The organism is Gordonia jinghuaiqii (assembly GCF_014041935.1).
GTDB classification, from domain to species: domain Bacteria; phylum Actinomycetota; class Actinomycetes; order Mycobacteriales; family Mycobacteriaceae; genus Gordonia; species Gordonia jinghuaiqii.
This window is the reverse complement of record NZ_CP059491.1, coordinates 1-21,723: the sequence shown is the minus strand read 5'-3', so window position 1 is coordinate 21,723 and position 21,723 is coordinate 1. Positions and strand designations below refer to the sequence as shown.

The following is a 21,723-nucleotide window of genomic DNA, read 5'->3' as shown; positions in this document are numbered from 1 at the left end:
GCTGGGTCATGGTCATGGTTAGCACCCCTGCCCGGACAGCCGGACAAGGGCGTCGAGCGCGACCGCGCCCCCGTCATGTGCTTGCACCGCGATCGGGTTGACCTCGGCCTCGATCACGTCGGGGCGGGTCCGCGCGAGTTGCGAGATCAGCACCACCGACTCGACGAGGGCGTCGAGGTCGCCGTGCGGTCCGCCGCGGAATCCCCGTGCGATCGCCGTCGCCTTGACCTCCTCGACCATCTCCCGCGCCTGGGCCTCGGTGACCGGGGCCAGCCGCAGCGACGAGTCCTCGTAGAGCTCGGTGTAGACCCCGCCCGCGGCGAGCAGCACCAGCGGTCCGACGGTCGGGCTGACCCGGTATCCGACCAGCGCCTCGAGCACCGTCTCCTCGATCATCTCCTGAACCAGGAACCGGTCGAGAGTCACTGTGGCGTCGTATTTTTCGACGTTCGCCACGATGGTGTCGATGGCCTCGCGCAGACCGGCGAGGTCCCTGACACCCAGGACCACCGCCCCGGCGTCGGACTTGTGCGGCAACCGGTCCGACAAGGCCTTGACCACCACGGGGAATCGCGGTTCGATCGCCGGCACGCCGTCGAGGCCGCAGGTGGTCGTCACCGGGAACCGGATGCCTTGCGATGCGAGCACCTCCGCCGACGACGCCTCGTCGAGGGCGCGGCCGCCGCCCGCGGGTCCGCCGCGTCGATCTCGGAAGATCTCCGGATCCACCGGGCGACGTGCCAGGGTCGCGGCGACGGCCTGCGCGCACGCCTCCGCGGTCCGGAAGGCGGGGACTCCCGCCTCGTGGAGACGGCGGACCGATTCCAGCGCATCCGGTAGAGCCCAGGCGGCGACCGGGACCGGGCCGTCGTTGTGTTCGGCGATCGCCGACACCGCCAGTTCCGGATTCAGCCGGGCCGACGAACCGATGACGAAGAGCACGAGATCGAATTCGCCGCACGACCGCAGCACCCGCAGAGCGCCGTGGACCAGGTCGTGCCGCGTTCCGGCCAGCGTCAGGTCGATGATCAGGTTGTCAGCCACGTCCAGGCCGAGCTCCGCGAGCTGATCGAACACGGCGCGACTGGGCCGGGTCACCGCGACGCCGAGGGGTTCGAGCTGGTCGACCAGGATCGCTGCGCCGCCGCCGGTCGAGGTGATCACCGCGACCCGGCCGGTGCCGTGGGCGGTGGGCGGACCGATCCGGCGCTGGAAGGCCTCGGTCTCGATGAGGGCCTCGAAGTTGTCGACCCTGGCGAATCCGCACGCCCGGAAGAAGGCGTCGGCCTCGTCGTCCTCGCCGGAGAGGGCACCGGTGTGCGAGACCGTGAGTGCGGCGGCCGCGTCACTGCGACCGAGCTTGTAGACGGTGACGGGCTTGTGCCGGGCTGCGGCCTCCACCGCGAACGCGCCCACATCTGCCGCGTTCTCCAGCGACTCCATGAACAGGGTGTATGAGCCGACCTCGGGATCGTCGAGGGTCGCCGAGCAGATCTCACCCAGCGTCAGATCCACCTCGGAGCCGGTGGAGACGAATCCGGAGAAGCCCAGTCCGCGCGCCTTGGCGCGCGTCATCAGCGCACCGATCACGCTTCCCGACTGGGAGGCGACGAACGACGAGCCGGCCGGGATGCCGTCCTCGGCGAACGCCGCGTTGGCGGTGAGCATCAAACCGTTGCGGGGGTTGACGACGCCGATGCTGTTGGGGCCCACGATGCGGACGCCGTATTCGGCGGCCACCGCCAGCAACTCGCGCAGGCGGTCGGCACCTTCGGCGGTCTCGCTGAAGCCACCCGAGAGCACTGTGACGAGCGGGACGCCCACCTGCCCGCACTCCCGGACGGCCTGGACGACGAATTTCGTGTCGGCCACGATGAACACATGGTCCGGCACCTCCGGGAGGGAGGCGATGTCGGGCCACGCCTTCTCACCCAGAACCGTGTCCCGGCGCGGGTTGACCGGGTAGACGGTACCGGCGAAGCCCGCCCGGCGAAGGAACCGCAGGGGTCGCGCGGTGGTCTTGGTGGGATCGTCGGATGCGCCGATGATCGCCACCGAGCGGGGCGCCATCAGCGCCCTGCCCAGTGCTGCCCGGTCCTGATCTGCCCGTTCCAGATCTGGGACAGACACCTCGACGTCTGTGTCGGCCAACTGCGTCATGACTGTTTCCTCACGCTCAGGTCGATGCGGGCGATGACGTCGAGGGACTCGAACGCCCACAGGTCTTTCGCCAGTTCACGTGCTTCGTCGGCGCCCAGGACCGGTGCGGCCAGACGGACGAACTTGGCCGTCATCTCCTCGTCGGAGACCGGGTTGCCGGGCTCGCCGTACGGCAGCTCCACCCGGTGGGAGACGACTCGGCCGTCGTGGAGCCGCAGCTCCACCGACGCCGGACGCAGCCTCGGGTACTCGCTGTCGGACTGTGCGTCGGCGACGACCTCGACGTGGGTCGCCAGCTCACGGATCCGCGGGTCCTGCCGCGCCGGGCCGTCGAATTCGGTGAGTCCGACCTCGTCGTGGGCGAGGGCGGTGGCGAGCGCGAACGGAATGCTCATCTGCGCGTCGAGCAGGGAGTCGACGACGGGCGCCGCGTGGTGTGAGGCGACGGTGTAGGTACGCACCGCCGCGCTCGCGACGTCGTCGATCCCGATACCGTGCTCGGCCCGCAGCGCCAGGACGGCGTCGATCGGTCCGTGCAGGTGCCGGCAGGAGGGATAGGGCTTGACGTAGGAGTTCAGGACCGCCCAGTCGCGGCCCAGTCCGTCGAGCAGCACACCTGCGTCGAACCCGCCGTCGGCGAAGGCGTCGACGTAACCGTGCGGCGTCTCCAGGATCGAACGCGGACCGGTGACCCCGGCGACAGCGAGCTCGACACTGGCGATGGCATCGCGTGCGGCCTTGCCCGGGTGCACCCGCTTGACCTCGGCGGACTTGCCGAGGAAGGCGAAGAGTCCGCCGGCGTGCGACGCGGCGACGCCGAGTGCGTCGTGAAGGCGGTCGGCGTCGAGGCCGTGGAGGACCGCGACACCGCAGGTGGCGCCGATGACCCCGGCCAGGGGCGTGTTGTGGAAGTGGTTGCGCCACGTCGTCGGATGGCCGGCGGCGGCCAGGCGCGAGGTGACCTCGAGGGCCACGGCCAGGCCACGGGTCGTCGTGGTGGTGTCGCTGCCCAGCACCTCCGCCGCGGCCAGCACCGCGGGGAAGCTGACGCTGCTGGGGTGCACCGATCCCGGTGTGTAGCCGTCGTCGACTTCGAGGCTGTGACAGCTGGTTCCGTTGAGCAGCGCGGCGCCCGGTGCGGAAACACGGCCGAGGCCGACCGCGGTGGCCCCGTTGCCGCCGTAGGTCGCCGCGACGTGCCCGGCGACGGCGCGGGCGACGTCGGTCGTCGAACCCGGCACCACCGCCGCCATGTAGTCGACGAGGAGGCGGCGGACGTGGTGGTCGACCGCGGCCGGCAGCTCGGTGGTGGTGGCCTCGACCACCCAGGCGACGAGCGCGTCGGTGGCGCCGTCGAGGGAGGTCGTCGTCGAGGTGGCCACCGGAGTGCTGGTGTCGGTGATGCTCATCGGGCGACCGCCCCGGCACGCTGGTCGAAGCGGCGGCCGAACACCGACTGGGCGATGGTGTTCTTGAGAACCTCGACCGAGCCACCGGCGATCATCCAGCCGCGGGTGCGCCGCACGATGTACTCCAGCGGGAACTCCTGGGAGTAGCCGCTCGCGCCGAAGACCTGCATCGCGTCGTTGGCGACGGAGAAGGCGGTGCGGTTGGCGTGCAGTTTCGCGATTGCGGCCTCGGTCGAGTCCGGGGTGCCGGCATCGGCATTGGCCACCGCGCGCAGCAGCAGCATCTTGGCGGCGTCGAGTTCGACCTTCATGTCGGCGAACTTCCACTGCAGACCTTGGAATTCGCACAGGTTCTTGCCGAACTGGGTACGCGTCGACGCATGTTCGACGGCCATGTCGTATGCCTTCTCCGCGATCGCGAGGGCCCGCGAGGCGTTGCCCATCCGCTCGACGCCGAAGATCGAGAGCATCTTCTTCAGTGCCCCGCTGTCGGCCAGGACGTACTCCTTGGGCACCTTGCACTCGTCGAAGAACAACTGGCAGTGCGATTCGCCGGACATGTGGTATTCGCGCTTGCCCCTGGTGAATCCGGGCGAGTCGAACGGGACCAGCACCGCGCCGATGTCGCGGGCGCTGGGGCCGAAGCGGCACCAGACCACCGAGTGGGTGGCGTCCGGTCCGTGGGAGTTCCAGCACTTCTGGCCGTTGAGCACGACATGATCGCCCTCGATCCGCGCGGTGGTGCGCAGATCGGTCAGCGCGCTGCCGGCCTCGGGCTCGCTCATGCCTGCGGTCACCAGCGCGTCGCCGGAGAGGAACAACGGGAGCACCTCGGCCTTGACGTGGTCCGACCCGAAGTTGGCGACCTGACGGATGGCACCGAAGTTGCTGGCCTGCAATGCGTCTGCGCTGTGCGGGCACACCTTGGTGATCGCCATCATGACGAGGACCGCGTCGAGCAGGCTGGCACCCTGACCGCCGACCTCGACCGGGAGCGTGAGACCGGTGAGCTCGTTGTCGGCGAGGACCTTGAGGCTGTCCCACGCGAATTCTGTTCTGGTGAAAGCACGTTCGCCGAATTCACGCTCGGCGAGTTTGGTGACGGAATCGACGAGGGCAGTCTGTTCCGGGGTGAGGCTGAAGTCCATTGGGCGGGGAGTCCTGTTCGTCTCGTTGGATGGATGAGGCTCGGGTCACGGAAGGAGTGACACGGTGCAGCGGTCCAGAGCGGCTGCAAGGGAGGGTGCGTCGAGCTCGGGTAGCCCGGCGGCGAGTTGTTCGAGATCCGCGACCGCGCCGGCGTGGTCGGGGTGGGCGGCGACCCGCAGGCACGACTCGACCTTGCGGGCCAGTGCCTGCCGGCTGGTGCCGTCGGCGCCGGGCATGGGTGCCTCGGCGACGCTGTGCGATCCGTCGGTCGCGCGGACCTCGACGCGGGCCCCGGTCATCACCGCGCTCTCGGGTAGATCCTGTTCGACGACGACCCGGGCGGCCGCGGCGGCGATGGCCGGGTCTCGCAGGTCGTCGCCCGACAGGGTGGTCAGGTCGTAGCGGCCGGTGACCCAGAGGGCGGCCAGTTGCCACGGGATGGAGAACTGTGCGTCCACCAGCGGGGCGCCGCGGTCCTCATACGGCCGGGAGACCAGGGAGTACGCCGGCCCCTCCGGGACATGCACGCGCACCTGCGCGACGGCGTCCCACCGGGGGTGCCGGACATGCAGGGCTTCGGCGGCCGCGAGTGCCGCGTGGGTGTACCGGCAGGCGGGGTAGGGCTTCAGTGCGACCCACCGGCCTTCGAAGTCCCCGGTGAAGAGATCGTCGATGGTCAGGTCGGAACCCGGCGCGAGGCCGAACTCGCCGGACAGCCACCCGCTCGGGCCCTCGACCCCTTGCGCGGCCAGGGCAGCGGCGGTGAAGCCGAACTGTGCGGCGAGGCCGGGCTGAAGCCGCTTGGCGACCGACCCGTCGACCACTGCCTGCCGCGTGCCCGGGGCCAGCGCCGCACCCAGGGAGAGGGCCATCGCGTGCTCGATCCGTTCGTCGGGCACACCCCAGACGGTGGCGGCAGCGGCTGCCGCGGCGAGGGATCCGAGCCCTGCGGTCCGGATGACGCCCGTACGCGGGCCGGTCAGGCGGGCCAGACGCGAGAGAACCTGGACCCCGGTGGCCAGACCGTCGACGACGCTCTTCCCGTCGGCCTTGCCGATGGAAGCCGCGGCCAGCACGGTCGGCACCACCACGCTCGCGGTGTGAACCACTGCTTCGTCGTGGGTGTCGTCGAAGTCCCAGGCGTGGATGAGGGTCGACATCGCCGCGACCGCCGCGGGCGCGGCCAGGTGCAGGTCTGTCCACGGAACCCGCACGTCGCCACCGCCGACCGTGCGAAGGCCGGCGAGGACGGCTCGGGCGTCCTCCGACGCCGTTCCCGCGGCGGCGAGGGCGAGGGCGTCCACGAGCAGCGATCGAAGCTGCTCGCGATCGCGGTCTTCCAGCGCTGCCCAACGCCGGTTGTGAAGTCTGGTCACCGTTTCTCCTGGTGGGTCGGCGGGTGATTTGTCGGCTCTGGCGTGAGGTCCATCACGTGAGCCGGGTCATACCCTGACAGAGAAGACCGGCAATAGTCAATAGTTTATAGAATCTTTTGTCTCGCCTATAGAATGTTCCCTGCTATGCTTACTGCTCAGTAGCCCGGGAGATCCCGGCATTCTGTCTGCGAAACCCCAGCCCGATCAGGAGCCGACCGCAGTGACCCAGATCAACGCACCCCTACCCCAGAGCCGTACGGCCTACGTGCTCGAACGTCTGCGGGCCGACATCGAGTCGGGCGTCATCAACCCCGGCGACCAGATCCGGCAGACCGCCATCGCGAAGCGGTACGGCGTGAGTCCGACCCCGGTCCGCGAGGCCCTGCGGATCCTGGCCGGCGACGGCGCCATCGAATACACGAGTCACCGGGGGGCCACCGTGCGTGACTTCACCCCCCAGATGGCCCAGGACCTCTATCGGATGCGCGCCGAACTCGAAGGACTGGCCTGCGAGATCGCCGTCGAGCGCATGACCGACGAGGGTTACGAGGAGATCGTCCGGGCCAACGACGCCCTGGTGTCGGCGACTGCGGCCGGCGATGATCCGGCCCGGCTCTCACTCCTCAACCAGCAGTTGCACTTCGCGATCTACGCCAATGCCTCGACGGTGGTCGCCGACTCGGTCCGCCACCTGTGGGAGCGGTTCAGCCCCTCGATCACGCTGTGGCGCGTCAAGTCCTTCTCCGCCGCCTTGGACAAGGACCACGACGAGATCCTCGCGGCCATCGGACGCCGCGATGCCGCTGCCGCGCGCACCGCCATGCGCGACCACGTCCTGCACGCCTGGGAGCTACGCCAGACCAACACCGACCTGCGAGCCGAGGGACCCGACCACGCTCAGGGATCCGGGAACGCGGGACCGACCGGCAACACGGAGGCATCCGCGGGCACCGCCCCGGCCGTCGCCGAGCCCGGACGCTGACGCCGTCTTGCGGCGGCCCAGTTGGTTCGTTTCCGTCGCGGTCGCCACGCTGCTGTCACATGCCGTTCTCAGTGGCGTCCGCACCCTCATCTCCTACCGCGTCCTGGCACTGGGCGGTGACGGCGTCGACGTCGGTGTCATCACCGCGGTGTTCGCGATCCTCCCCCTGGTCGTCGCCCTCCGGATCGGGCGCGCCGTCGACCGCGGATTGGCCGTTCCGGCACTGAGATTGGGCCTCGGGCTCACCGTTGTCGCCGTACTCCTCGCCGCGATGAGCTCGAATCTCGCCATCCTCGGTGTCGCGAGCGCCACCCTGGGTCTGGCCCAGATGCTGCACACGGTCGCATGCCAGAGCATGGTCGCGCTGTGGTCGCCCCCCGACCGGATGGACGGCCGCTTCGGCCACCTCACCCTCAGTGTGTCGGCCGGACAGCTACTCGGCTTCCCCATCGCTGGACTCGTCGCGACACTGACCACCCATGGTTCCGGTGTCGTCAGCACCGGCCCGGCACTGTTCGTCATGGGTGCGATCGCGGCCGCCGCCGTCCCACTCGCGTTCGTCTTCGCACCCGGCGACACCAAACGGGTCAGCCAGTCCGACGCCGTCGACGGTCAGCAGTCGACGTTCCGGCTCCTCGCGACTCCCGGGATGAAGCCGGCGATGTACTCCAGCCTGACCGTCCTCACAGCCATGGATCTGCTGATGGCCTACCTTCCCGTCCTCGGGCAGACGATGGGGTTGAGCGTCGCGACCGTCACCGCGCTGCTCACCGGCCGCACCGTCACGTCGGTCATCTCCCGGGCGGCGATGCCGATACTGTTACGACGTATACCGCGACGATGGCTGCTGGTGTCCGCCACGCTCGTCTCGGGTGTTCCGATGGCGTTGATCCCGTTCACCTCGGCCGTCGTCCCGCTGATGCTCGCGATGCTGCTGATGGGCTTCTTCTGGGGAGTCGGCCAACCGCTCACCATGTCGTGGGTGACGCTGATCGCCGACTCGCGCAACCGGGCCGCCGCGCTGTCGGTCAGGCTCGCCGGCAACCGCATCGGTCAGGTCACGGTTCCGATCGCAGCGGGCGCCCTGTCGGGTCTGATCGGCGTCGGCGCGATCTTCCACGCCAGCGGCCTGCTCCTGATCTCCTCGGGGCTGCTCACCTTGACGGCCACGGTGAACATGCGGCCCGACTCGGGGTGAGGTCCCTCCCCCTGATCCCCCACCCACCGACACCCAAACACCCAACAAAGGAGAACTCCAATGGGCCAGCTGTGCACCACCGACGGACTGACCGAGGAACAGACCGAGATCATCAGGGCGGTCCGTTCCTTCGTCGAAAAGAAGATCCTGCCGGTGGCGACGGAGCTCGAGCACGCCGACGAATACCCCCAGGAGATCGTCGACGGTCTCAAGGAGCTGGGCGTCTTCGGGTTGATGATCCCCGAGGAGTACGGGGGACTCGGCGAGTCCCTGTTGACCTACGCCCTGTGCGTGGAAGAGATCGCCCGCGGCTGGATGAGCGTCTCCGGCGTGATCAACACCCACTTCATCCTGGCCTACATGCTCATGCGACACGGGACCGACGAGCAGAAGCAGCGGTACCTGCCCAGGATGGCCACCGGAGAGGTCCGGGGCTCGTTCTCGATGTCCGAACCGGGCCTGGGCTCCGATGTCTCAGCCATCCGGACGCGAGCCGCCAGAGGCGACGACGGCTGGTACACGATCGACGGCCAGAAGATGTGGCTCACCAACGGCGGCACGTCGAACCTCATCGCCGTGCTGTGCAAGACCGATGAGGGAGCCGACAGCGTCTACAAGAACATGACCACCATGCTCGTCGAGAAGGAGGTTGGCTTCGGCGAGACCGCTCCGGGCCTGACCATCCCCGGCAAGATCGACAAGATGGGCTACAAGGGCGTCGACACGACCGAGGCCGTCTTCGAGGGCCACCGGGTCTCGCCGGACCAGGTCCTCGGCGGGACACCGGGTAAGGGCTTCTACCAGATGATGGACGGCGTCGAGGTCGGGCGCGTCAACGTCGCGGCCCGTGCCTGCGGCATCGCGCTACGGGCCTTCGAGCTCGCGATCGCCTATGCACAGCAACGCGAGACCTTCGGCAAGCGGATCGCCGATCACCAGGCGATCCTGTTCCGCCTCGCAGAGATGGCCACCAAGGTCGAGGCCGCCCACGCGATGATGGTCAGGGCGGCCCGTCTCAAGGACACCGGTGCACGCAACGACGTCGGCGCCGGTATGGCCAAGATGCTCGCCGCCGAGTACTGCAACGAGGTCGTGCAGGACTCGTTCCGCATCCACGGCGGATACGGCTACTCCAAGGAATACGAGATCGAGCGGCTCTACCGCGAAGCCGCGTTCATGCTGATCGGTGAGGGCACCTCCGACATCCAGAAGATGATCATCGGCCGCGCGCTGCTGAAGGACTACAAACTGAAGGTCTAGACAGCCCGACCCCACTACGCAGAAACGCACCACCGGTCCAGACCGGTGGTGCGTTTCTCTTCGTGCGAAGTGGTGGAGCCTAGGAGATTCGAACTCCTGACATCTGCCTTGCAAAGGCAGCGCTCTACCAACTGAGCTAAGGCCCCGTACCGACCGAGAACCGGTTGGAAGGGATGCGAATGCGGTGTCGGAAACACCGTGTCGCAGTGGGCCTAGGAGGACTTGAACCTCCGACCTCTTCGTTATCAGCGAAGCGCTCTAACCGCCTGAGCTATAGGCCCTTGAACCGAGACCGAAGATTACCCGACCGATGCCCGAACCAACAAAACGGCTGGTCAGGAGCTCGCCTCAGTCGAGGTCTGCGAGTGTCACCTCGGCGCCACCGACAAGGTCGGCACAGATGTTGTAGATGTAGCTGCCGATGGTCGCGAGGGCCGTCAGCAGGATGGCGTTGACGGCCCCCAGGAGCGCCGCTGCGCCGAAAACGGTGCCGGCCCCGATGACGTCTCCCCCGACGCTCGATTCGTCGGCCACGAGCGTTCCGAAGCTGTTGTTCACCTGATCCCACACGCCCATGCCGTCGAGGATCAGATACAGCACGGCCACCGAGATCATCCAGATGAAGAACCCGACCACCGACAGCACGGCGGCGATCTTGAACGTCGCCCAGGGGTCGATCCGGCGGACCTGCACCGCTGCCCTCAGTGCGGTGCCGGCGGCGGGCACCTGACGGGGCGCGGACCGCAACGCGGTCGTGGTCCGAGCGGTCGTGGTCCGAGCGGCCGCGGGCGCCGCCTCCGGCGCACGCTTGAGATCCGCGGTGTGGTGGATCTGATCGAGATCGGGCAGATCGTGATCGAGCAGATGGCCTCGGTCGATCGTGCTGGTCGGTGATTCGACGAATCCCGGCTCCTCGGTCGCCGTGGCCGTCCCGGACCGCCGCGGGTTGTCGAGCTTGGTGACCGGCGCCTGCTGGCCGCTCATGCTCGCCGCGGCGGTACCGCTGTTGGTCACGATGCCGCGCGGCGGCGGGCCGCCCCGGTGATCCTGCGGCGGGCCGCCCCGGTGATCCTGCGGCGGGCCGCCCCGGTGATCCTGCGGCGGACCACCGCGGGGGTCCTGGGCCGGACCACCGCGGAGTTCCGCCGGCAGGCCGCCGGAACTGTCCTGAGGAGGTCCGCCTCGAGCGTCGTCGCGACCGAACGTCTCGGTCGGCGCGGTGGTCGAGTCGTCCGCCGGGCCCCGCTGCCACGGCGGCACCAGTCCCCCGGTCGGGGTACCCGTTCCGGGACCTGCGGGACCCCCGGTGGGGTGCCCGTTCTGGTCCTGATGCGGCTCGTTCGGTGTGCTCACAGGCGTTCCCTCACTCAGGCGTCACTGACTTTGCCTCGATCGGCGTCGGGTCATGTCTCACCGTCACCGACTGGTCGAGAAACAGTGATGTTCACCCTAACGCCTACGACGACACCTCGGCCTCGTCCGGCTCGTCGGCGTTGCGGGCGATCGCGATGACCGTGGTGCCCTCCTCGATGTTCATCAGACGCACACCCTTGGTCTGGCGGCCGGCCTTGCGGACCGACTTGGCGGTCGTGCGGATGACTCCGCCGCCGGAGGTGATCGCGTAGAGCTCCGAGTCGTCGTCGACGATGAGCGCACCGATGAGTTCGCCGCGTTTACGGTCGTGCGCGATGGTCAGCACACCCTTGCCGCCGCGGCCCTGGACGGGGTAGTCGTCCATGCCGGTGCGCTTGGCGTATCCGCCCGAGGTGGCAACCAGCAGGTAGGTGCCCTCGCTGACGACGTTGAGCGACAGCAGCGTGTCGTCGGCGTTGAACCGCATGCCCTGCACACCCGAGGTCTGGCGACCCATGGGCCGCAGTGCCTCGTCGTCGGCGTGGAACCGGATCGACTGCCCCTTCTGCGACACCAGGAGCAGATCGTCGTCGGCGCTGCACAGCTGTGCACCGACGAGCTCGTCCTCACCACGCAGGTTGATCGCGGCGATGCCACCGGAGCGGTTGGAGTCGAAGTCCACCAGTCTGGACTTCTTGACCAGACCGTTGCGGGTGGCGAGCACCAGGTAGGGCGCGTCCTCGTAGGTCTTGAGCTGGATGACCTGGGCGATCCGCTCCTCCGGCTGGAAGGCCAGGAGGTTGGCGACGTGCTGGCCGCGTGCGGTGCGGTTGGCCTCGGGGAGCTCGTAGGCCTTGGCTCGGTAGACCCGGCCCTTGGTGGTGAAGAACAGGATCCAGTCGTGGGTGGAGCAGACGAAGAAGTGTTTGACGATGTCGTCCTGCTTGAGACCCGCACCCTGCACTCCCTTACCGCCGCGCCGCTGGCTGCGGTAGAGGTCGGTCTTGGTGCGCTTGGCGTATCCGGTCTCGGTGATCGTGACGACCACGTCCTCGCGGGCGATCAGATCCTCGTCGCTGACGTCACCGTCGGCGGCGATGATCCGGGTCCGGCGCTCGTCGCCGAACTTGTCGACGACCTCCTTGAGCTCGTCGCGCACGATTGCGCGCTGGCGCTCGGGCTTGGCGAGGATGTCCTTGTACTCGGCGATCTCGAGTTCGATCTCGGCGAGCTCGTCGACGATCTTCTGGCGTTCCAGGGCGGACAGGCGACGAAGCTGCATCGCGAGGATGGCGTCGGACTGGATCTCGTCGATGTCGAGCAGGTCCATCAACCCGGTGCGGGCGGTCTCGGTGTTGGCCGAGCGACGGATAAGCGCGATCACTTCGTCAAGTGCGTCAAGGGCTTTCACCAGACCGCGCAGGATGTGGGCGCGTTCCTCGGCCTTGCGCAACCGGTATCGGGTGCGGCGCACGATGACGTCGATCTGATGCGCGACGTAGTAGCGGATCATCTGGTCGAGGCGCAGCGTCCGGGGCACGCCGTCGACGATGGACAGCATGTTGGCACCGAAGCTGGTCTGCAGCTGACTGTGCTTGTACAGGTTGTTCAGCACGACCTTGGCCACCGCGTCGCGACGCAGGGTCACCACGATGCGCATACCGACGCGGTCCGAGGACTGGTCCTCGATCCGGCTGATGCCCTTGAGCTTTCCCTCGTTGACCTGTTCGGCGATCGACTGGATCAGGTTGTCCGGGTTGACCTGGTAGGGCAACTCGGTGACCACCAGTGTGGTGGTGCCCTTGTTCTCCTCGATGTCGACGACACTGCGCATGCGGATGCTGCCGCGACCGGTCATGTAGGCATCCTTGATGCCCTGGCTGCCGACGATCAGTCCGGCCGTGGGGAAGTCGGGTCCCTTGATGCAGTCCATGCACGCCGCGAGAGTGGTCTCGTCGTCGGCGTCGTGGTTCTCCAGCGCCCAGAACACGGCGTCGGCAACCTCGTTGAGGTTGTGCGGCGGCATGTTGGTGGCCATGCCGACGGCGATACCGCCCGAACCGTTGATCAGCAGGTTCGGGATGCGTGCGGGCAGAACCGTCGGCTCGGTGGTCTTGCCGTCGTAGTTGGGCGTGAAATCGACTGTGTCCTCGCCGATGTCACGCAACATCTCCATGGCGAGCGGGGTGAGTCGGGCCTCGGTGTAACGCATGGCGGCGGCGCCGTCGTTGCCGCGCGAGCCGAAGTTGCCCTGGCCGTCGATGAGCGGGTACCGCATCGACCACGGCTGCGCGAGGCGCACGAGTGCGTCGTAGATCGCGGTGTCGCCGTGGGGATGGTAGTTACCCATCGTCTCCGCAACGGGTTTCGCCGATTTCACGTAGCTGCGGTCCGGACGGAAACCTGCGTCGAACGATGCGTACAGCAGACGGCGGTGCACCGGTTTGAGGCCGTCGCGCACCTCGGGCAGCGCGCGACCGACGATCACGCTCATCGCGTAATCGATGTAGCTCTTCTGCATCTCCTGTCCGAGATCGACAGGTTCGATGCGATCGCCTTCGCCGTCGGCGGGCGGCAGGGTGGTGTCAGTCATGGTGTGTTCTTTCTGCCGGCGAGGCCTGGTGACGATCAGACATCAAGGAAGCGGACATCTTTCGCGTTCCGCGCGATGAAGCTGCGGCGCGCGGCGACATCCTCACCCATCAGGATGGAGAACAGTTCGTCGGCGGCTGCGGCGTCGTCGAGCGTCACCTGGCGCAGAACCCGCACGGCCGGGTCCATGGTGGTCTCCCACAGTTCCTTGGCGTTCATCTCGCCGAGGCCCTTGTAACGCTGGATGCCGTCCTCGGTGTTGATCTTGCGGCCCGCGGCGCGGCCGGCCTCGAGCAGACCGTCGCGCTCGCGATCGGAGTAGGCGAACTCCGGTGCCGACTTCTGCCACTTCAGCTTGTACAGCGGCGGCTGCGCGAGGAACACGTGGCCGTGCTCGATGAGCGGACGCATGAAGCGGAACAGCAGGGTGAGCAGCAGCGTCGAGATGTGCTGACCGTCGACGTCGGCGTCGGCCATCAGGACGATCTTGTGATAGCGCAGCTTGCTGAGGTCGAACTCATCGTGGATGCCGGTGCCGAAGGCGGTGATGATCGACTGGACCTCGGCGTTCTTCAGCACGCGATCGATCCGTGCCTTCTCGACGTTGATGATCTTGCCGCGCAGCGGCAGGATCGCCTGGTACATCGAGTCGCGGCCGGACTTGGCGCTGCCACCGGCCGAGTCGCCCTCGACGATGTAGACCTCACACTTGGTGGGATCGTTGCTGCGGCAGTCGGCGAGCTTGCCGGGAAGACCACCGATGTCGGTGGCGGTCTTGCGCCGCACCATCTCTCGGGCACGACGCGCCGCCATGCGCGCCTGCGAGGAGTCGACAGCCTTCTTGATGATGATCTTGGCCTCGGCCGGATTCGCCTCGAACCAGTGCCCGAGATGCTCGTTGCAGGTGCGCTGGACGAAGCCCTTGATCTCGGTGTTGCCGAGCTTGGTCTTGGTCTGGCCCTCGAACTGCGGGTCGGCGACCTTGACCGAGATGACCGCGGCGAGACCCTCACGGATGTCGTCGCCGGTGAGCTTGCCGTCCTTCTCCTTGAGCAGCTTCTTGTCGAGCGCGTACTTGTTGACCGTGCTGGTCAGCGCGGCGCGGAAGCCCTCTTCGTGGGTGCCGCCCTCGTGGGTGTTGATGGTGTTCGCGAAGGTGTGGACCGACTCGGAGTATCCCGCGTTCCACTGCATGGCGATCTCGACCTCGTGACCGTCGCCCTTGGCGCTGAAACCGATGACGGTGTTGTGGATCGACTGCTTGGTGCGGTTGAGGTGCTTGATGTAGTCGACGAGGCCGTCGGGGTAGTGATAGGTGCGCGTCTTCGGCTTCGCCGCCGCCACAGCCTTTTCGGTCTCCGACTTCACAGCCTCGGCGACGTCGGATGACGCGGCTTCCTCGTCGCCGTCGGCCTCCCCCGGTGCTTCGACCGCCTGGGGACGCTTGTCGGTCAGGCTGATGGTCAGACCCTTGTTGAGGAAGGCCATCTCCTGCAGACGACGTGCCACCGTCTCGGCATTGAACCGGGTGGTCTCGGTGAAGATCTCGGGATCCGGCCAGAACCGCACGGTTGTGCCGGTCTTCCGCGAGGCACTCCCCTGCACGAGCTCACCCGGCTTGGCGTAGGTGTAGGTCTGCGACCACTCGTAGCCGTCGCGCGCGATCTCCAGTTCGACCGTGGTCGACAGGGCGTTGACGACGGAGATACCGACGCCGTGGAGACCACCGGAGACCGCGTAGGAGTCGGAATCGAACTTGCCACCGGCGTGCAGCTGGGTCATGACGACCTCGACGGTGGGGACACCGGTGCGGTGCATCTCCACCGGGATGCCGCGGCCGTCGTCGACGACCTGGACGCCGCCGTCTTCGAGGAGTGTGACGTCGACGCGACTCGCGAAGCCCGCCATCGCCTCGTCGACCGAGTTGTCGACGACCTCCCAGATCAGGTGGTGCAGACCGCGCTCACCGGTGGAACCGATGTACATGCCGGGCCGTTTGCGGACGGCTTCCAGACCTTCGAGGATGTTGATCGAGTCCGCGCCGTAATCTGCCGGCTTCTTCGGCTTACGGCTCTTGGATCCGGTGTCGTTGGTGTCGGCCACGAGGTGCGTCCGCTCCTGTTCTGCTCACCGACGGTTCCGGGAGTCGGAGATCCGTCGTCGATCTTTCTCGACCAGGGGCACGCAGCCGATTCGCACACAGCGATACCCGGACTTTCATCCGGGTAGCCTGAGGACGACAGTTGGCCTGTCGCTGTTCACCCCTGTCGGGACAACTCTCCCCAGTGTACTGCCTGACTCGCCCAGGGACGTGCATCCGGGGCCGCTAACAGGCCCTCAGATCGATTTTTCGGGAACAAACCCGGTCCGGTTGTGGCCTGGGGAGGAAAATCGGCTCACGGGCCGCAGCAACTAGTATTGTCCCGGCGAGTCTGCTAGGCGCCGCTCAACCGTAGGTGTCACGCGGACCACGACCCCGCACGTGTCGCTCGCCTTTTCGCCACGACGGTCCCTTCGGTCCGCTGATGCGCAACGACTTCACCTGGCCGTCACCGATCGCCGCGGCGATCTTCGCCAGGATCTGCGCCTGCACGTACCGCAGCTGCGTGGCCCAGGCCGTCGACTCGGCCTGAACGTGAAGTATGTTCTCGCGCAACGCAATCGGCTGGGCATGTGCGGCGATGTCGGAACCCACGATCTGCTCCCACATCCCGAACAGCGTGCCCTCGCCGATCTTCTCCTGCCAGCCCCGGTCCTTCGCCAGACCGCCGACGAGCCTCCCGAACGGTTGCGGATCGCGCGCGTCGGGTCCCGACCCGGACCAGCGTCGACGTCCCTGTGCGCCCCGGGGAGCCCGGCGTACCGGCGATGCCCGGCCCCGACCGACCGACTTTCCCGACGCCCTGGCCTGCGCCCGCGCCTCCTCGAGTGCCTTGCGCGCACGCTCGTACCCGCCGAGTTCACCCGGCGGCGTCGCGCGCGCCGCAGATGATCCCGAGCCGTCGGGCACGCCGGCGTGTGGTTCCTCACCCATCCGATTCCCCCTCGGATCCCTCGACGGCCGGTGCCCCGGCAGCGGATTGCCCGACACCGGATTCGTCACCTGACCCGTGCGCACCGGCTGGTTGCCCGGCACCCGATGTGATCATGCCCGGCACCACCGACAATGCGGGACCCGAAGACTCCGAATCAGACGACACGGCACCAGAAGATTCGGCACCAGAAGATTCGGGACCTGCCACCAGAAACGAGCGCCGGCCGGCGTCGTCGTCGAGCACGTCGACCGCGATCCGGCGTCCCCCGATCTCCCCCGGGATGTCCTCGGCCACTGCCGCGGTGATCAGCAATTGCTCGGCGCCGGCGGTGAATTCGACCAGTTTGGCGCGCCGTTTGGCGTCGAGTTCGGCGAACACGTCGTCGAGCATGATGACCGGTTCGATGCCCTCGGCGCGCGTCAACTCGACGGATCCGAGGCGCAACGCCAGCGCCAGCGACCACGATTCACCGTGTGAGGCAAAGCCTTTCGCGACGTCGGTACCGAGAACGATGTCGATGTCGTCGCGGTGCGGACCCACCAGGCACATCCCCCGTTCGATCTCCTTGTCCCGCAGCGCGGACAGCCGTGCGGCAAGGACCTCGGTGATGGCCTCCGAGGTCACCTCGACGATCTCGGCACCGCCGGCCGGGCGATAGCGCAGGGTCGCGGGTCTCGAGTGGGGTGCGATCGACGCGTAGGAACCGGTGAAATGGGGTTCGAGTTCGGCGAGCACACCCAGCCGGGCGGCGGTCACCTGACCACCGAGGTCGGCGAGCTGTTCATCCCACACGTCGAGGGTGCTGATGACCGAATCCGCCTGGTCCCCGCCGCGCCGCAGTGCCGCGGCCGCGGTCTTGAGCAGCGCCGAGCGCTGGCGGAGTACACGGTCGTAGTCGGCGCGAGCCGCCACCCATCGGGGTCCGCGCTGGGCGACCAGCTCATCGATGAAACGGCGCCGATCGCTGGGATCCCCGCGGACCAGGGACAAATCCTCCGGCGCGAACAGCACCGTGCGCAGGATCCCGAGCAGGTCGCGGGGTCGTCGTGCCGGACTGCGATTGATCGACGCCTTGTTCGCGCCCTCGGCGTTGATCCGCAGTTCGGCGGTCAGTTCGCGTCCGTCGTTCTCGACGGTCGCCGTGACCAGCGCCGACGCGGATCCGCTGTGCACGAGAGGGGCGTCGGAACTCACCCGGTGACTCCGCAGGGTGGCGATGTAGAACATCGCCTCGAGCAGATTGGTCTTGCCGAAGCCGTTGCGACCGGTGAACACCGTCGGGCCGGGTGTCAGATCGAGGTCGACGGCCTGCCACGATCGGAAATCCCTCAGATGCAGCTCACGGACGAACATGAGGCGGCCCGGTGATCAGCGGTGACGGATGCGGATCAGCCCGGGAGACGGACCGGCATCAGCAGGTAGCTGAATGCGCTCTCGGGTGCGACGAAGGCCCCGGACTCGTCGGCGACGGCGTCCTCACCGCTCGCCGGACGCAGCACGGCCGGACGGCTCGGGGTGGTGAACCCGAAGTCCACCGAGTCGGCGTTGATCGCCGACAACCCGTCCTGCAGGTAGCCCGGGTTGAACGCGATGGTCAGCGGCTCACCCTGGAACGACACGGGCAGCTCTTCCTCGGCCTTGCCTGCCTCGTCGCCACCGGCGGTGAGCAGCACGGATCCCTCGGTGAATTCCATCCGGACCTGCGCACCGCGTTCGGCGACGAGCGCCACGCGGCGGATCGCCTCGATGAGCGGCGCGCTGTCGATGGTGGCGACCGCGGTGTGGCTGGCCGGCAGCAGCTGGCGGAACTTCGGGAACTCCGCGTCGAGCAGCCGGGTGGTGGTCTTCTTGGTCTCGCCGAGGATGCCGAGGATCCCGTCGGATCCGATGGCGGCGCCGCCGCCGAAAGCCAGCGACACCACACCGGTGCCCTCCGCACCTGCGGTCTTCGCGCTCTCCGACAGCGTCTTGGCCGGGACCAGAACTGCGCCCTTGGTATCGGGATCTGAAGGCTCCCACTGCAATTCGCGAACCGCAAGGCGGAAACGGTCGGTCGCGGCGAGGACGACGGAGTTGCCCTCGATCTCCACGCGCACACCGGTCAGCATCGGCAGGGTGTCGTCCTTGCCCGCCGCCACGGCGACCTGCGAGATGGCCTCGGCGAAGAGCTGCGAGGGAATCGTGCCGGTGATCGCCGGGATGTCGGGCAGCTGCGGGTAGTCCTCGACCGGCATCGTCGGCAGCGAGAACTTCGCGCTGCCGCAGGTGATCGTGACACGAGAACCGTCGAGGGTCACATCGACCGGCTTGTGCGGGAGGGCCTTGGTGATGTCGGCCAGCAGACGGCCCGAGACCAGTACCTGGCCCGGCTCGGCGACCTCGGCACCCAGGGTCTCCTGGGCGGAGACCTCGTAGTCGAAACCCGACACGGTGAGTCCGGTTTCGCCGACGTTGAGGACCACACAGCCCAGAACCGGGACCGGCGGACGAGAGGGGAGGCTGCGAGCGACCCAGGCGACGGAATCAGCGAACTCGTCACGCGCGACACGAAACTTCATGCTGGGAGGTTGCCCTTCTCTCTCGTTGGGATCCGCAGACGTTGGGATCCGACGCTGGGATCGATCCAACTCGGGGATCACCGCGGGTCGGCGTCATCGGTCGGAAGGTCCCACTTCCAGGAATCCCACTGTAGAACGCCACCACCGTAGCCGGGATGGTTGGGGCCAACTCGACGCCTCGTCGACGAGTTGTCGTTCATCGGCCGTGCGGGGCCACCTGTGCACACACCTTCTTACAAAAGATTCTCTTTAGAGAGGGATCCATCTAAGTAATAGGAGCTGTGGAATCTGTGCACAACTCCGACATCGGGCCAGTCCGGGCGTGTACGGGCATGTGCATGACCGGTGGACTGACACTGAGCCGAATCGGCCCCGCCTGTGGAGTATTCATGTTGTTCGCGCTGCGTCCACCGACGGTGCACACATCGACCCCGGTTATCCCAGGGCTCATCCACAGGCTGTGACGGACCGAAATCACCCCGATTCGCGTCGGATCCGGTGCCCGGTGATCGGGTTTCGACACTCCGGACCCTCGACCCGAGGAACAGAGTTGTTCTTTCCGGATGCCGTCGACGGACCGAATCGGGCACTCCCCTGCCCCGGCGACGCTCGTGGCTCGCGGGCCGGATCCCCTCATCTGCCGGCCCCACATCGACGCGCGGTCGTCCTGCACTCCCTGTGCCCTTAATGGCGCCCGGCGACAGGCGCCGGACCCCACGTGTAGGGCGGAACCCCAGGGGGCGACGAGCGCGCCCGGAGAGGGCCGAGGGGTGCCCCGACGACGACCGCACCTCCCGAGCGTGGGCTCGGGAGGTGCGGTGTCGGGAGATATGGAAGAAGCGACGGAGTGGGACGCCGGGCGCGCTACAGGAGTCCCGGGTTCAGCCGACGGCGCGTTGTTTGATGCGCGCGGTCAGCTCCTGGACGTGGTCGTACACACGACGACGCTCGGCCATCTCCTTGCGGATCTTGCGTTCGGCGTACATGACCGTGGTGTGGTCACGGTCGAACGTCTCGCCGATCTTGGGAAGCGACAGATCGGTGAGCTCGCGACACAGGTACATCGAGATCTGACGTGCCTGCGCGATCGAGCGGGTCTTGCCGGGGCCACACAGCTCCTCGATGGAGATGTCGAAGTACTCGGCGGTGATGGCCAGGATGCTGGCGGCACTGACCTCGAGCGTGCCCGAGTTCGGCAGCAGCGCCTGCAGGACGACGTCGGCCAGCGACTTGTCGAGAGCGGCGTCGTTGAGCGAGGCGAAGGCGGTCACCCGGATCAACGCACCTTCGAGCTCACGGATGTTGCGCTCGATCTTCGACGCGATCAACTCGAGCACGTCGTCGGGCACCGCGATGTTGTCCATCTGCGCCTTCTTGCGCAGGATGGCGATGCGGGTTTCCAGGTCGGGCGGCTGAACATCGGTGATCAGGCCCCACTCGAAGCGAGTCCGGAGCCGATCTTCAAGTGTTGCAAGCTGTTTGGGCGGCCGATCCGAGGAGATGACGATCTGCTTGCTCGCATTGTGCAGGGTGTTGAAGGTGTGGAAGAACTCTTCCTGGATACCTTCTTTGCCGACGAGGAACTGGATGTCGTCGACGAGCAGTACGTCCACATCGCGGTAACGGCGTTTGAAGGCGACCCGACGGTCGTCGCGCAGTGAGTTGATGAAGTCGTTGGTGAACTCTTCGGTCGAGACGTACTTCACGCGCATCCCCGGGAAGAGACGCTGCGCGTAGTGGCCCGCCGCGTGCAACAGGTGGGTCTTGCCCAGTCCGGATTCACCCCAGATGAACAGCGGGTTGTAGGCGCGTGCCGGTGCCTCGGCCACCGCGACCGCCGATGCATGCGCGAAACGGTTCGACGCACCGATGACGAAAGTGTCAAAGGTGTACTTGGGGTTGAGATTTGCGCCCGTGGCCGGCGGCGTGGTGGTCGGCCGCTCGGCGAAGTAGGACGCCCAGTCCCCGGATGGACGCTGAGCCTCGGGAGCCGGAGCTGCCGGTGCGAATCCTGCGCCGACCGGCGCGGCCGGGTAATTGGACCCGCCTGCGATCGATGCGGTGCCGTTGACGACGCGGGGATCGGACGCCGACGTGTCGCCGACCGCTTCGTCGTTGCGGGGCGTCGCGATGCGGACACCGAGATCGACCGGCTCGTCGAGATGACGGCTCAGCACCGATCGGATGGTCTCGCGGAGATTGCGTTCGATCTGCTCCTGGACCAGCGCGGTGGGCACGGTCAGCAGGGCGAATCCCTCGGTGAGAGTGAGTGGACGAACCAACGACAGCCAAGCTTTTTGCTGGCGTGTGAGTGGTTCGTGGTCGCGTGCGGCTTCGTCGTCGTTGAGTTCACCGACGACCTGTTTCCACACCTCACCGAATGTGTCGCGGTCTGATGTCACGGGGCTGGCCTCCTGGTCCGGAAAACTACCAGCGTTGACGAGGACGGTGGCATCTGTGCTGTCGCATCAGTCTCTCCACAGAGTTATCCACACCTGTGTACAACACTGATGACGAACTGGGGACCTTGGTCTGGACCAGGAACCTGGAGCGATTCTCCGGGGAGGGCGGCCGACGCTTTGAGCAACGTAACAGAGGTCCAGGCGGGGTACAAAGCGATCTGGACGATTGACTCGCGTCGGCTGATAATC

Annotated in this window: 13 protein-coding genes, 2 tRNA genes and 1 pseudogene; 3 read left to right on the top strand and 13 right to left on the bottom strand. The window is 67.3% G+C overall.

Annotated elements, in window-relative coordinates; genetic code table 11:
- Positions 1–18 precede the first annotated feature (18 nt).
- The 4 genes from H1R19_RS00080 to H1R19_RS00065 are packed head-to-tail and all read right to left on the bottom strand — an operon-like array spanning position 19 to position 6,094.
- Positions 19–2,160 carry an acetate--CoA ligase family protein gene (locus H1R19_RS00080; protein ID WP_219850274.1) on the bottom strand — a complete coding sequence of 714 codons (2,142 nt, stop codon included), beginning with the start codon at positions 2,158–2,160 and terminating at the stop codon, positions 19–21.
- A complete protein-coding gene (locus tag H1R19_RS00075) occupies positions 2,157–3,569 on the bottom strand; it encodes an MmgE/PrpD family protein (RefSeq protein ID WP_219850273.1) in 1,413 nt (470 codons plus the stop codon). The genes H1R19_RS00080 and H1R19_RS00075 overlap by 4 nt, the downstream gene beginning before the upstream one ends.
- Entirely contained in the window at positions 3,566–4,717 is a 1,152-nt protein-coding gene (locus H1R19_RS00070) for an acyl-CoA dehydrogenase family protein (protein ID WP_188330614.1), read from the bottom strand. Before H1R19_RS00070 ends, H1R19_RS00075 begins: the two co-directional genes overlap by 4 nt.
- Positions 4,718–4,762: 45 nt before the next feature.
- Entirely contained in the window at positions 4,763–6,094 is a 1,332-nt protein-coding gene (locus H1R19_RS00065) for an MmgE/PrpD family protein (RefSeq protein WP_219850272.1), read from the bottom strand.
- A gap of 220 nt (positions 6,095–6,314) precedes the next feature.
- On the opposite strand from H1R19_RS00065, the gene H1R19_RS00060 reads away from it, so the two are divergent.
- From H1R19_RS00060 to H1R19_RS00050, 3 genes are read left to right on the top strand one after another with little or no spacing between them, the layout of a single operon-like run.
- Positions 6,315–7,076: a GntR family transcriptional regulator gene (locus H1R19_RS00060; protein WP_188330612.1), complete on the top strand. Its 762-nt coding sequence runs from the start codon at positions 6,315–6,317 to the stop codon at positions 7,074–7,076.
- 7 nt (positions 7,077–7,083) lie between these two features.
- On the top strand, positions 7,084–8,274 hold the full coding sequence (locus H1R19_RS00055) for an MFS transporter (RefSeq protein WP_219851868.1): 1,191 nt from the start codon (positions 7,084–7,086) through the stop codon (positions 8,272–8,274).
- Between the two features lie 60 nt (positions 8,275–8,334).
- Positions 8,335–9,534 carry an acyl-CoA dehydrogenase family protein gene (locus H1R19_RS00050; protein WP_188330611.1) on the top strand — a complete coding sequence of 400 codons (1,200 nt, stop codon included), beginning with the start codon at positions 8,335–8,337 and terminating at the stop codon, positions 9,532–9,534.
- Between the two features lie 70 nt (positions 9,535–9,604).
- On the opposite strand, the gene H1R19_RS00045 is transcribed toward H1R19_RS00050, so the two are convergent.
- The 9 genes and pseudogenes from H1R19_RS00045 to dnaA form a co-directional block, all read right to left on the bottom strand.
- Positions 9,605–9,680, bottom strand: a tRNA-Ala gene (locus tag H1R19_RS00045).
- Positions 9,681–9,741: 61 nt separating this feature from the next.
- Positions 9,742–9,815: transfer RNA gene (locus H1R19_RS00040), tRNA-Ile, on the bottom strand.
- A gap of 67 nt (positions 9,816–9,882) precedes the next feature.
- Positions 9,883–10,887 (bottom strand): DUF3566 domain-containing protein, encoded by a 1,005-nt coding sequence (locus H1R19_RS00035; RefSeq protein ID WP_219850271.1) that lies wholly within the window; start codon positions 10,885–10,887, stop codon positions 9,883–9,885.
- 103 nt (positions 10,888–10,990) lie between these two features.
- On the bottom strand, positions 10,991–13,480 hold the full coding sequence (gene gyrA / locus H1R19_RS00030) for a DNA gyrase subunit A (RefSeq protein ID WP_188330609.1): 2,490 nt from the start codon (positions 13,478–13,480) through the stop codon (positions 10,991–10,993).
- Positions 13,481–13,515: 35 nt separating this feature from the next.
- Positions 13,516–15,582, bottom strand: coding sequence for a DNA topoisomerase (ATP-hydrolyzing) subunit B (gyrB, locus tag H1R19_RS00025; protein ID WP_188330608.1), 2,067 nt, complete (start codon positions 15,580–15,582; stop codon positions 13,516–13,518).
- Between the two features lie 343 nt (positions 15,583–15,925).
- Positions 15,926–16,513, bottom strand: coding sequence for a DUF721 family protein (locus H1R19_RS00020; RefSeq protein ID WP_219850270.1), 588 nt, complete (start codon positions 16,511–16,513; stop codon positions 15,926–15,928).
- A gap of 181 nt (positions 16,514–16,694) precedes the next feature.
- A pseudogene (recF, locus tag H1R19_RS00015) lies at positions 16,695–17,867 on the bottom strand (DNA replication/repair protein RecF); the annotation flags it as partial.
- A 35-nt stretch (positions 17,868–17,902) separates the two neighbouring features.
- A complete protein-coding gene (gene dnaN, locus H1R19_RS00010; protein WP_188330606.1) occupies positions 17,903–19,072 on the bottom strand; it encodes a DNA polymerase III subunit beta in 1,170 nt (389 codons plus the stop codon).
- Between the two features lie 881 nt (positions 19,073–19,953).
- Complete coding sequence (dnaA, locus tag H1R19_RS00005; protein WP_188330605.1) at positions 19,954–21,474, bottom strand: chromosomal replication initiator protein DnaA; 1,521 nt, start codon at positions 21,472–21,474, stop codon at positions 19,954–19,956.
- Positions 21,475–21,723 lie beyond the last annotated feature (249 nt).